The sequence below is a fragment of the Pseudomonas sp. PA-7-1E genome, from assembly GCF_021605325.1.
Lineage (GTDB): Bacteria > Pseudomonadota > Gammaproteobacteria > Pseudomonadales > Pseudomonadaceae > Aquipseudomonas > Aquipseudomonas fluorescens_BV.
The window spans coordinates 39,481-51,772 of the sequence record NZ_WKFA01000037.1 but is presented as its reverse complement, the minus strand read 5'-3'; the positions used below and the strand labels follow the sequence as shown (position 1 = coordinate 51,772).

Sequence of the window (12,292 nt, the reverse complement as noted above, 5' to 3'; positions counted from 1 at the left end):
TTCATCGCCCCCGCACCGCCGCGCACCATGGCCGCCACCTGCATAAACCCAATAACAACAGGTTCACACCATGAGCACTTTCCAACCGCGCCAGCTGTTGCTGGCGGCTGCTGTCGCCAGTTCTGCCCTGCCCGTTCTCGCCCAGGATCACGGCTTTCTCGAAGACGCCAGCGCCAACCTCAACCTGCGTAATTTCTTCTTCAACCGCAACTACACCAATCCTACGAAGGCTCAGGGTGGCGCGCAGGAGTGGACGCAAAGTTTCATTCTCGACGCCAAGTCCGGGTTCACCCAAGGCACAGTCGGTTTTGGTGTGGATGTGCTGGGCTTGTACTCGCTCAAGCTTGATGGCGGGCGTGGCACGGGCGGCACGCAGTTGCTGCCGCTGGACCATGACGGTCGGCCAGCCGATGAATTTGGTCGGCTGGGCGTGGCATTCAAGGCGCGCTTTTCCAAGACCGAGTTGAAGGTGGGCGAATGGATGCCGGTGCTGCCGATCCTGCGTTCCGACGATGGCCGCTCCCTGCCACAGACCCTGCGTGGTGGGCAGATCACCTCGAAGGAAATCGACGGCCTGACCCTCTATGGCGGCCAATTCCGCGCCAACAGCCCGCGGGACGACGGCAGCATGAGCGACATGTCGATGTTCGGCAAAACCGCCTTCACCTCCGACCGTTTCAATTTCCAGGGCGCCGAATACGCGTTCAACGACAAATACACCCAAGTCGGCGTGTGGAATGCCCAGCTCAAGGACATCTACAGCCAGCAGTTCGTCAATCTGATCCACAGCCAGCCTGTGGGCGACTGGACCCTGGGCGCCAACCTGGGCTTCTTCTACGGCAAGGACGACGGCAGCGCCCGTGCCGGGGACCTGAACAACAAAACCTGGTCCGGTTTGTTCTCGGCCAGGTACGGCGGCAACACCTTCTACGTCGGCCTGCAAAAACTCACCGGCGACAGTGCCTGGATGCGCGTCAACGGCACCAGCGGCGGCACCCTGGCCAACGACAGCTACAACTCCAGCTACGACAACGCGCAGGAGAAATCCTGGCAGGTTCGCCACGACTACAACTTCGCCGCCCTCGGCGTACCGGGCCTGACCCTGATGAACCGCTATATCAGCGGCAGCAACGTACACACCGGCACCATCACCGACGGCAAGGAATGGGGCCGCGAGACCGAAGTAGGCTATACGGTGCAAAGCGGCACGCTGAAAAACCTCAACGTGCGCTGGCGCAATTCGAGCATGCGCAGGGACTACAGCAACAACGAGTTCGATGAGAACCGGTTGATCGTCAGCTATCCGATCAGTCTGCTGTAAACCGGCATAGCACTTACTGTATGGTGCGCGCCTGCCGCTGCTGATCCCCCCAGCAGCGGCCTTTACTCGAGCCCTGCACGGCATGAAATCCTTCGCTACAGCAATCGCACTGTTTGCCCTGGCCTTGAGCATGGGGGGCTGCATCAGCGCCCCCATCGCCCTGACGCCACAGACCGAACAGCGCCTGCTGGCCCAGGCGCCGATCCGCTTTTTGCTGACCTTCGATGACGGCCCAAGCGCCTCGGGCTACAACAATCCGAGCCGTTCGGTAGTGGCGGACCTGGCCAACAACCCGGTGCTGCCGGGGATCAAGGCGGTGTTCTTCCTGCAGACCGAAGCCGCTCGCTCCGGCGGCAGTGCCCGGGGGCGCAAGACCATGGAACGCGAATTCGCCGCCGGCCATGTCCTGGCCTTTCACACCGCCACGGCGTTTCACACCAATCATCGCTGGCTGAACGACGCCACCCTGGAACACACCCTTACCGAAGGGGCCGCAGACATTGCCGCCATCACGGGCGCGCCCCCCGTGCTGGTACGCCCCCCCTTCTGGAACTACGACAAGCGCACCTTCGCCGCCTACCAACGCCACGGCATGCACGTACTGCTGACGGACTTGAGTGCCAATGACGGCAAGATCTGGGGCTTCAACGCCAGCCCGCGTCGGCGGGCCAACCTGTATCGGCAACTGTCGGTGGTACGCGAACGCATCGCCTTGGGTGAACTACCGACAGTGGAGGGTGTGATCCCGGTAGTGGTCACCTTCCATGACATCAACCGCTACACCGCGCGGCATATGCAGGAGTACTTGCAGATTCTGATGGACAGCGCACGGGTCAACGGTTTGAAGACCGCCGTCCAGCCGTTCTACACCGACCACGCCGCGCTGGAACGCGCAGCGCTGGCCCGTACGGTCAAGGCTGTGAACGAGCCGGTGCATCTGCCGGGGGTGTGGAATTGGCTGTGGGATGCTGATTCCCACTAATACCTTAAACCTGTGACGATCCCCTGTGGGAGCTGGCTTGCCTGCGATTGCAGACAACACGGTCCCCAGTCAGACCTCGTCGCTGCAATCGCAGGCAAGCCAGCTCCCACAGGTGATCGCCTTTCACATTCAGTCTTGTTGGCGGGACTCCACACCCAACTCATCCCACACTGACTCAGCCAAATGAAACGTCGCATTCGCTGCCGGAATCCCGCAGTAGATCGCACTCTGCATCAGCACTTCCTTGATCTCGGCGCGGGTCACGCCGTTGCTGGCGGCGGCACGCAGGTGCAGTTTCAGTTCTTCACTGCGGTTCATGCCGATCAGCATTGCGATGGTGATCAGGCTGCGGGTATGCCGAGGCAGGCCGGGGCGGGTCCAGATGTCACCCCAGGCGTGGCGAGTGATCATTTCCTGGAACTCGCTGTTGAACTCGGTCAGGGCATTGAGGCTGCGGTCGACATGGGCATCGCCCAGTACTTCGCGGCGCACCTGCAGGCCCTCGGCGTAACGTTGTTTCTCGTCCACAAATAGCTCCTCAGCGGGCCAGCAGAAATTCGATCACCCGGTCGCTGAACGCAGCACCGGCCTGAACGTTGGACAGGTGCGCCGCATAGAACTCGGCGTACTCGGCGCCCTGCACATGGCTCTGGATAAAGTGGCCGCCGGCTGGCGGCGTTACCGCGTCTTCGGTGCCGGCAATCACCAGGGTCGGCACCTTGATCGAGGACAATTGCTCACGAAAATCCGCATCGCGCACGGCGCCGCAGTTGGCGGCATACCCCTCGGGCGAAGTGGCTGCGAGCATATCGGTGATCTGCTTGGCCTGGTGCGGGTTGGCAGCGGCGAAATCTGCGGTGAACCAGCGCGCAATCGACGCATCGCGCAGCGCCACCATCGCGGCGGCGCCATCACGCAGGACCATTTCGATACGCGGGTTCCACACCTCGGGCGTGCCGATCTTGGCCGCGGTATTACACACCACCAGGCGTTGCAGGCGCTCGCCGGCATGAATGCCCAGCCATTGGCCGATCAAGCCGCCCATGGACAATCCGCAAAAATGTGCCTTCTGGATATCCAGCGCATCCAGCAGTGCGAGCACGTCTGCACCCAGTTGCTCGATGCTGTAAGGCCCCTCGGTCACCAGGGATTGGCCGTGGCCACGGGTGTCGAAACGCAGCACACGAAAATGCTCGGTGAAGGCCGGGATCTGAAGATCCCACATATGCAGGTCGGTACCCAGGGAATTGGACAGCACCAGTACCGGTGCGTCGGCGGGCCCCTCGAGTTGGTAATGCAGTTCGCCCTCGGCGAGTTGTACAAAAGCCACAGCGTTCTCCTCAGGCAGTCAAAGCAAAATGTTCGGTCACCGCACGCGTGACCCAGGTAGACGCCTGGCCCAGGTAGTGGGCAGGGTCGAGCAGGCGATCCAGTTCAGCCGCCGACAGCTCGGCGGTGACGTGCGGCTCATCCGCCAGTACCGCGCGCAAATGGCGCTGCTCGGCGACCGCACGTTTGCAGCACTGCTCCAGCAGATGGTGCGCAGTGTCGCGGCCCAAGCGTTGGGCGAGCACGATACTCACCGCTTCGGCCAGTACCAGGCCCTGAGTCAGGCCGAGGTTGTGTGCCATGCGTTCGGCATTCACCTCCAGCCCTTCACTGACCAGAATTGCCTGATGCAAGGCACCGGACACCAAGCGGCAAATCTCTGGCAAGGTTTCCCATTCGGCGTGCCACAAGCCCAGGCTGCGTTCGTGCTCCTGGGGCATGGCGCTGAACATTGTCGCCACCAGGCCGGGTACGCGGGTGGCCGCGCTGATCAGCACCGCGGCGCCCACCGGGTTACGCTTGTGCGGCATGGTGGACGAACCGCCCTTGCCCGGCGCCGAAGGCTCGAACACCTCCGCCGCTTCGGTCTGCATCAGCAGGCTGATATCGCGGCCCAATTTGCCGAGGCTACCGGCGATCAGGCCAAGCAGGCTGGCAAACTCCACCAGGCGGTCACGCTGGGTGTGCCAGGGTTGCTCCGGCAAGCCCAGTTGCAACTCGGCAGCCAAGGCCTCGGCCACAGGCATGGCGTGTTCGCCGAGCGCGGCCAAGGTGCCCGAGGCGCCGCCAAATTGCATCACCAGCAGGCGCGGCTTCAACTCGGCCAGGCGCTGGCGACTGCGCGTCACCGCGCCCAGCCAACCGGCGATTTTCATCCCCAAGGTGACCGGTGTCGCGTGCTGCAACCAGGTGCGTCCGGCCAACGGCACGCTGGCGTAACGCTGAGCCTGGGCGGCCAACACCTCCCCCAGGCGAGCCAGGTCGGCCTCGATCAATTCCACCCCACGGCGCAGTTGCAGCACCAGGCCGGTGTCCATCACATCCTGACTGGTTGCGCCCAGGTGGACATAACGCTCGGCGTCGGCATCCTCACTGGCGATCAACTTGCCCAACGCCTTCACCAATGGAATCGCAGAGTTGCCCGCCGTGGCAATCGCGCTGCCAAGGGCGTCCACGTCATACAGCGACGCCAGGCACGCCTGGGCAATCGGTGCGACGGCGGCCTGGGGAATCAACCCAACCCGGGCCTGCGCCCGAGCCAGCGCCGCCTCGAAATCCAGCATGCCCTGCAAGCGCCCCTGGTCACAGAACACCTCGGCCATGCTGTCAGCGGTGAAATAAGCGTCGAACAGTTGATTGCTCGTGCGCAACGTCATAACTCATCCCTTACAGATCGTGATGCAGGTACGCCGCCTGTTTCGGCAGGCGCAAGCTGAACAGGAAGGCCACCGCCATCATCGCGGTGACGTACCAATAAAAGGTGTTTTCCATGCCGATGGATTTGAGGCTCAGCGCAACCACTTCTGCCGAACCGCCAAACACCGCGTTAGCCACCGCATAGGCCAGGCCCACGCCCAAGGCACGCACCTGGGGCGGGAACATCTCCGCTTTGACCAGGCCGCTGATGGAGGTGTAGAAGCTGACAATCGCCAAGGCCAGGGTGATCAGCACAAACGCCAAAAACGGGCTGGTCACGGTTTTCAAGGTCAGCAGGATCGGCACGGTAAACAGCGTGCCAAGGCCGGCAAACCAGAGCATCGAATTACGCCGGCCGATCTTGTCGGCCAACATGCCGAACAGCGGCTGCATGCACATGTACAGGAACAGCGCGCCGGTCATGATGTAGCTCGACGTCTTGGCGTGCATGCCCACGGTATTCACCAGGTACTTCTGCATGTAGGTGGTGAAGGTATAGAAAATCAGCGAGCCGCCGGCGGTGTAGCCCAGCACCGTAATGAAAGCTTTGCCGTGGTCGCGAAACAGCGCGACGATACTACCGGCGTCCTTGTCTTCGCGCATTTCCTTGCTGGTGGTTTCTTTCAGGGTGCGACGCAGCAGCAGGGAGATCACGGCGGCTATGGCGCCGATCACAAACGGGATGCGCCAGCCCCAGGCACGCAGTTCTTCTTCGGTGAGGATCTGTTGCAGGATCACCACCACCAGCACCGCCAGCAACTGGCCGCCGATCAGGGTCACGTACTGGAACGAAGCAAAGAAGCCACGCTGGCCCTTGAGCGCGACTTCACTCATGTAGGTGGCCGTGGTGCCGTATTCGCCGCCCACCGACAAGCCCTGGAACAGTCGTGCCACCAACAGCAGCGCCGGGGCCCAGGCACCGATGTCGTTGTAAGTGGGCAGGAAGGCGATGACCAGGGAGCCGCCGCACATCATCAGCACCGAGATCATCATCGAGTTCTTGCGCCCGTGCTTGTCGGCCACCCGGCCAAACAACCAGCCACCGATCGGTCGCATCAGGAACCCGGCGGCAAACACACCGGCGGTGTTGAGCAACTGCACCGTGGGGTCGTCCGAGGGGAAAAACGCCGGGGCAAAATAAATCGCGCAGAAGGCATAGACGTAGAAGTCGAACCATTCGACCAGGTTGCCGGAGGACGCACCGACAATCGCAAAGATCCGTTTGCTGCGTTCTTCTCCGGTGTAGTGGCTGGTTTTTGTTGTCATGTTTTTTTACTCAGTGGGAACGGTTATAGCCTAGACATACTTTGCAACAACCCTGTTCCGCAAGCAGACTTTTGGATAGGTGGAGCCTGAGCCTCACCCTGATCGTTCCCACGCTCTGCGTGGGAATGCCGCATGGGACGCTCCGCGTCCTGCCGTTCGCGGGTGACGCGCAGCGTCACGGGATGCATTACCACGCAGAGCGTGGGAACGATCGTCAACAGCCAACTCAATAGTCGAAGAACACCGTTTCCTTATCTGTGCCCTGCAAAATCACATTCCACTGATATACCCCTGCCGCATCCGCCTGGGCAATCAAGGTGCCACGACGTCCTGCCGGCACACACGCCAGCAACGGGTCATCGCCGTTCAAGGCCTCACCGTCAAAATAAATCCGCGTCAGCAAGTGCTTCACCAACCCACGGGCAAACACCAGCACCACCAAATGCGGCGCCTGGGTGGTGCCCTTGAGCCCCGGCACACTGCCCGGCTTGATGGTGGTAAAACGAAAACGCCCTTCGGCATCCACCGGCACGCGGCCGAAGCCTTCGAAGTTCGGGTCGAGCGCTTTGTCCTGCTCGTCTTCGGGGTGAGCATATTTGCCGACGGCGTTGGCCTGCCAGACTTCCAGCATGGCGTCGTTGACGACATCACCGTTGCCGTCCACCACTTGCCCACTGATCGCCACGCGTTCGCCGAGGGTGGCGGTGACGGTCAGGTTTTCACGGTTCAGCCAGGTCAGGCCAATGTGGTAATACGGCCCGACGGTGTGGGACGTGGTCGCGTTGAGTGTCATCTCATTTCTCCATCGGCGTGGCGTCGCGGCCGCGCAGGACGATGTCCCAGCGGTAGCCGAGGGCATAGGAAGGAATGGTTTTTTCCAGGTCGAAGCTAGCGATCAAGCGTTGCTTGGCGCTGGTATCCGGCACGCAGTTGTAGATCGGGTCGTATTCCAGCAACGGGTCGCCCGGGAAATACATTTGCGTCACCAGGCGCGTCAGCACGCTGGGGCCGAACAGCGAAAAGTGGATATGCGCCGGGCGCCAGGCGTTGTGGTGGTTGCCCCACGGGTAGGCGCCGGGCTTGATGGTCTGGAACTGGTACCAGCCGTCGGCGTCGGTGACGGTGCGCCCGGTGCCGGTGAAGTTCGGGTCCAGGGGTGCATCGTGCAGGTCGCGCTTGTGGTTGTAGCGGCCGGCGGCATTGGCCTGCCAGATCTCCACGAGGATGCCCGGCACTGGCAGGCCGTTTTCGTCCAGCACACGGCCATGAATGATGATGCGCTCGCCTTGCGGCTCGCCGTCATGCTGGGCTGTCAGGTCGTTGTCCTTCTCATTGATACGTTCGGCGCCGATGGTCGGGCCGGTGATTTCCGACAAGGAATGGGGCAGGAACACCAAAGGCTGGGACGGCGAACGCAGGTTCGTCGACTGATACGCCGGGTGCAGGTAATCAGGTTGAGTGCCCGCTTGCGGGCGCCGATAACCGGGCTTGTCACTCATGGAGCAATCCTCTTTTATTGATCAGACGCGTTCAATCGCCAGGGCCAAGCCTTGGCCGACGCCCACGCACATGGTCGCCAGGCCTTTGCTGCCGCCGGTTTTTTCCAATTGGTGCAGGGCCGTCAGTACCAAACGCGCACCACTCATCCCCAAGGGATGGCCGAGGGCAATGGCGCCGCCGTTGGGGTTGACCTGGGGCGCATCGTCCGCAATACCCAGCTCGCGCAGCACCGCCAGGCCTTGGCTGGCGAAGGCTTCGTTGAGTTCGATCACATCAAAGTCGGTGACAGCCAACCCAAGGCGCTCCACCAGTTTGCGCACCGCCGGCACCGGGCCGATGCCCATCACGCGCGGGGCTACACCAGCACTGGCCATGCCCAGCACACGGGCGCGGGCGGTGAGGCCGTGTTGCTTGACGGCCTCGGCGCTGGCGAGGATCAGCGCGGCGGCGCCATCGTTGACGCCCGAGGCATTGCCAGCAGTGACGGTCTTGTCCGCGCCGTTGACCGGCTTGAGCTTGGCCAGGGCTTCCAACGTGGTGTCCCGTGGGTGTTCATCGTGTTCCACCAGGGTTTCGCCTTTTTTATGGGCGACCCGCACCGGAACGATTTCCTCGGCAAAAAACCCGGCGGCCTGGGCAGCGGCGGTGCGTTGCTGGCTGCGCAGGGCGAAAGCGTCCTGGTCGACGCGGGAAACCTGATAGTCATCGGCCACGTTATCGGCCGTCTGCGGCATGGCATCCACGCCATACTGGGCCTTCATCAGCGGGTTGATAAAGCGCCAGCCAATGGTGGTGTCTTCCAACTTCATGTTGCGCGAGAACGCCGCGTCGGCCTTGCCCATCACAAACGGAGCGCGGGACATCGATTCGACGCCACCGGCAATCGCCAGCTCCATTTCACCACTGGCAATCGCACGAAAAGCGGTGCCGATGGCATCCATGCCCGAGGCGCACAGGCGGTTGAGGGTCACTCCAGGAATACTTTCCGGCAGCCCCGCCAGCAGCAACGCCATGCGTGCCACGTTGCGGTTGTCTTCACCTGCCTGGTTGGCGCAGCCGAGGAAGACTTCGTCTACGGCGCTCCAGTCCACCGACGGGTTGCGCTCGATCAGCGCCTTGATCGGCAGCGCCGCCAGGTCGTCGGCACGCACCGTGGACAGGCCACCGCCGAAACGGCCGATAGGTGTGCGAATGGCATCACAGATAAAAACCTCGCGCATCAGGCTTCTCCCGGTGCTTGGCCGTGGGCAGCCGCGGTGCGCGCTTCGAGGTCACGCAGGGCGGTCAGTTCGGTCTCGGTGGGTTCAGCGGTGGTGCTCACCTGGTCGGCAAAGCGAATCGCCCAGCCGGTGGCGGCGATCACTTGCTCGCGGGTCACGCCCGGATGCAGCGCAGTGACCACGAACTCATGGCTGCCCTCCTCCGGCTCCATGATGCACAGGTCGGTAATGATGCCTACCGGGCCGGCGCCGGGCAGGCCCAGACGCTTGCGTGAGTCGCCACCTTCGCCGTGCCCCACAGAGGTGATGAAATCGAGTTTGTCGACAAACGAACGGGACGACTGCTTAAGGATGATCAACACGCTCTTGGCCGAACCTGCGATTTCCGGCGCGCCACCGGCACCCGGCAAACGCACTTTGGGCTGGTGATAATCACCGACCACGGTGGTGTTGATATTGCCGAAACGGTCGACCTGGGCCGCGCCGAGAAAACCGACATCAATGCGCCCGCCCTGCAGCCAGTAGCGAAAGATCTCACCGGTGGGCACCACAGTGTCGGCGGTCTCCGCCAGCTCGCCATCACCGATGGACAGCGGCAACACACTGGGCTTGGCCCCAATCGGGCCCGACTCGTAGATCAGCACCACATCCGGCGAGGACGTCAGGCGCGCCAGGTTGGCCGCCTTGGATGGCAGGCCGATGCCAACGAAGCACACCGAGCCGTTCTTGAGGCGACGTGCGGCGGCGACGGTCATCATTTCATTGGTGGAGTAAGCCATTACTTAGCCTCCTGCGCGGTGGCCAGCTTGGCCTGGAATTCACTGAAGTCGGCAGTGCCGTGGATATATTCGTCGATCCAGGCGGTAAAGGTGCCGCGGTCGCGGGCAATCGGGTCCCACGCCTGGTAGAAACGGTTATCCCGCTCGTTGTAGCCGTGCGCGTAGGACGGATGGGCACCACCGGGTACGTGACACACCGCCGTCAGCGCCCAGGTCGGCAGCACGCAGCTGTTCATCGGCGCATTCAGGTCGTCGACGATTTCCTCGACGGTGACGATGCAGCGCTTGGCCGCCAGGGCCGCTTCCTTCTGCACCCCGAGAATGCCCCAGAGCAGCACGTTGCCTTTGCGGTCGGCTTTCTGCGCATGAATCACGGTAATGTCCGGACGCACCGACGGCACCGCCGCCAGCACTTCGCCGGTGAAGGGGCAGGTGACGGTCTTGATCAGCGGGTTGACCTTGGGCAAGTCGGAACCGGCGTAGGCACGCAACACCGCGAACGGCAGGCCGGAGGCACCGGCAACGTAGGCATTGGCCAGGTCGGCGTGGCTGTGCTCTTCGATCTCCAGCGCTTGCGGCCATTGTTTCTCTACCGCGTCGCGCAGCCGATGCAGGGAACCCACGCCCGGGTTGCCGCCCCAGGAGAAAATCAACTTGCGCGCACAGCCGGCACCGATCAACTGGTCGTAGATCAGGTCAGGCGTCATGCGCACCAACGTCAGGTCTTTCTTGCCCTGACGAATGATTTCATGGCCTGCGGCCGTAGGGATCAGGTGGGTGAAGCCTTCGAGGGCGACGGTATCGCCGTCGTTCACGAAGCGCTTGACCGCATCACGCAAGGTGAGGATTTCAGCCATGGGGTTGGGCTCCCGGTGTTGATCGAAAAAGGCGCTGAGGTGGCGCCGAAGTGCTTGAAGATTAAGCCGGGGAAATGGACCGAACAATCCGATAATCGACTGAGCGTTCGATTATCGAACCGATTGTTACTTAACTAACCATTGTAAGGAACAGGGTCAATGTGGGAGCTGGCTTGCCTGCGATGGCGCGAGTGGATTCAGCACCGATATCGCAGGCAAGCCAGCTCCCACAGGGGTAGCGATTGGTTTCAGGTGGCATCGGCATGGCTGACCATGCCCTTGATCACCACCGCTGCCGTGGCCAATGCCGCCGGAATCACCAGTGCCGTAAGCACCTGCTCGAAGTTCCAGCCCAGGCCCAGCAAAGTAGCGCCCATCCACGCCCCCAGAATCGCGCCGAAGCGGCCGATGCCGAGCATCCATGACACCCCGGTGGCACGGCCTTGGGTGGGGTAGAAACGTGCTGCCAGGGATGGCATTGCCGATTGCGCACCGTTGACGCACATCCCGGCGACCAGCACCAGGGTGGCCAACAGCGTGATGTTGCCCAGGCTCTGCCCCACCGCGTAGGCAAACACCCCGGCCAGCAGATAAAAAGTGCCGATCACTTTGTGCGGGTTGAACCGGTCCATCGCCCAGCCCACGCCCACCGCGCTCAATACCCCACCAAACTGGAACAGCGCGCCGATAAACGCGGCCTGTTCCATGCTCGCGCCGCTGTCACGCATCAAAGTGGGGAGCCAACTGGTCAGCAGGTAAACAATCACCAGGCCCATAAAGTACGTGAGCCACAACAGCAAGGTGCCAGCGCTGTAGGTGCCCGAGAAGATCACTGCGAACACATTGCGGGCCTTGACGGTTTTTTGCTCCGGTACGCTGAAGTGAGTGGCCTGGGCAACGATGTTTGGCTCGATGGGGGCAAGGGTCTTGCGTACCTTGTCGGTGCCGCGATTGCGTACCACCAGGTAGCGGGCAGACTCCGGCAGCCACACCAACAGCACCACCGCCAGGATCAACGGCAGGATGCCGCCTATCAGCAACAGGCTGTGCCAGCCGAACGCGGGAATCAGCTTGGCCGAAATAAACCCACCACCGGCCATGCCGAGGTTGAAACCACAGAACATGCTGGTCACCAACAAGGATTTATGCCGCTCGGGGGTGTATTCAGACAGCAAGGTGGTGGCATTCGGCATGCCGGCGCCCAGGCCCAGACCGGTGAGAAAGCGCAGCACCAGCAACTGGTCGACATTGGTGCTGTAGGCCGACGCCAGGCTGAACGCACCAAACACCAACACCGCGCCGACCAGCACGACTTTGCGGCCAAAGCGGTCGGCCAGCGGGCCGGAACCGAGTGCGCCAAACACCATGCCGATCAACGCGGCGCTCATCACCGGGCCCAGGCTGGCGCGGTCGATGCCCCAGTCCTGGGACAGTGCCGGCGCGATAAAGCCCATGGCGGCTGTATCGAGGCCGTCGAGAAAGACAATCAGGAAACACAGGATCACCACGCGCCACTGATAGCGCGAAAGTGGCTGGGTGTTGATAAAGGACTGTACGTCCAGGGTGGTACCGACAGAAGGCTGATTCATTATTTTTATTCCACACCGATGGCGGGCTGACGA

12 protein-coding genes are annotated in these 12,292 nt (G+C 62.3%); 2 read left to right on the top strand and 10 right to left on the bottom strand.

The genetic code is table 11. The annotated features are described in order from the left end of the window. The first annotated feature begins 70 nt into the window (after window positions 1-70). A complete protein-coding gene (locus GIW79_RS20620; RefSeq protein ID WP_236477408.1) occupies window positions 71-1,321 on the top strand; it encodes an OprD family porin in 1,251 nt (416 codons plus the stop codon). A gap of 82 nt (window positions 1,322-1,403) precedes the next feature. Continuing rightward, on the top strand, window positions 1,404-2,303 hold the full coding sequence (locus tag GIW79_RS20615; protein ID WP_236454987.1) for a polysaccharide deacetylase family protein: 900 nt from the start codon (window positions 1,404-1,406) through the stop codon (window positions 2,301-2,303). A 129-nt stretch (window positions 2,304-2,432) separates the two neighbouring features. On the opposite strand, the gene pcaC is transcribed toward GIW79_RS20615, so the two are convergent. From pcaC to GIW79_RS20565, 10 genes are all read right to left on the bottom strand, one after another. Further along, window positions 2,433-2,831: a 4-carboxymuconolactone decarboxylase gene (pcaC, locus tag GIW79_RS20610; RefSeq protein ID WP_003189316.1), complete on the bottom strand. Its 399-nt coding sequence runs from the start codon at window positions 2,829-2,831 to the stop codon at window positions 2,433-2,435. A gap of 10 nt (window positions 2,832-2,841) precedes the next feature. Continuing rightward, window positions 2,842-3,633 carry a 3-oxoadipate enol-lactonase gene (gene pcaD, locus GIW79_RS20605; RefSeq protein WP_127881198.1) on the bottom strand — a complete coding sequence of 264 codons (792 nt, stop codon included), beginning with the start codon at window positions 3,631-3,633 and terminating at the stop codon, window positions 2,842-2,844. 10 nt (window positions 3,634-3,643) lie between these two features. Next, window positions 3,644-5,008 (bottom strand): 3-carboxy-cis,cis-muconate cycloisomerase, encoded by a 1,365-nt coding sequence (locus GIW79_RS20600; RefSeq protein ID WP_127881197.1) that lies wholly within the window; start codon window positions 5,006-5,008, stop codon window positions 3,644-3,646. 10 nt (window positions 5,009-5,018) lie between these two features. Further along, window positions 5,019-6,314: an MFS family transporter gene (locus GIW79_RS20595; RefSeq protein WP_032893116.1), complete on the bottom strand. Its 1,296-nt coding sequence runs from the start codon at window positions 6,312-6,314 to the stop codon at window positions 5,019-5,021. A gap of 226 nt (window positions 6,315-6,540) precedes the next feature. After that, entirely contained in the window at window positions 6,541-7,107 is a 567-nt protein-coding gene (gene pcaG, locus GIW79_RS20590) for a protocatechuate 3,4-dioxygenase subunit alpha (RefSeq protein ID WP_236454989.1), read from the bottom strand. Window position 7,108: 1 nt separating this feature from the next. Beyond that, window positions 7,109-7,813, bottom strand: a complete 705-nt coding sequence (gene pcaH / locus GIW79_RS20585) for a protocatechuate 3,4-dioxygenase subunit beta (protein ID WP_236454991.1) — start codon at window positions 7,811-7,813, stop codon at window positions 7,109-7,111. 21 nt (window positions 7,814-7,834) lie between these two features. Next, window positions 7,835-9,037 carry a 3-oxoadipyl-CoA thiolase gene (pcaF, locus tag GIW79_RS20580; RefSeq protein ID WP_172415466.1) on the bottom strand — a complete coding sequence of 401 codons (1,203 nt, stop codon included), beginning with the start codon at window positions 9,035-9,037 and terminating at the stop codon, window positions 7,835-7,837. Next, window positions 9,034-9,813, bottom strand: a complete 780-nt coding sequence (locus GIW79_RS20575; RefSeq protein ID WP_034125965.1) for a CoA-transferase subunit beta — start codon at window positions 9,811-9,813, stop codon at window positions 9,034-9,036. Before GIW79_RS20575 ends, pcaF begins: the two co-directional genes overlap by 4 nt. Further along, on the bottom strand, window positions 9,813-10,670 hold the full coding sequence (locus tag GIW79_RS20570; protein WP_003189300.1) for a CoA transferase subunit A: 858 nt from the start codon (window positions 10,668-10,670) through the stop codon (window positions 9,813-9,815). The genes GIW79_RS20575 and GIW79_RS20570 overlap by 1 nt, the downstream gene beginning before the upstream one ends. 248 nt (window positions 10,671-10,918) lie before the next feature. Continuing rightward, window positions 10,919-12,259: an MFS transporter gene (locus tag GIW79_RS20565; RefSeq protein ID WP_034125964.1), complete on the bottom strand. Its 1,341-nt coding sequence runs from the start codon at window positions 12,257-12,259 to the stop codon at window positions 10,919-10,921. Window positions 12,260-12,292: the final 33 nt, after the last annotated feature.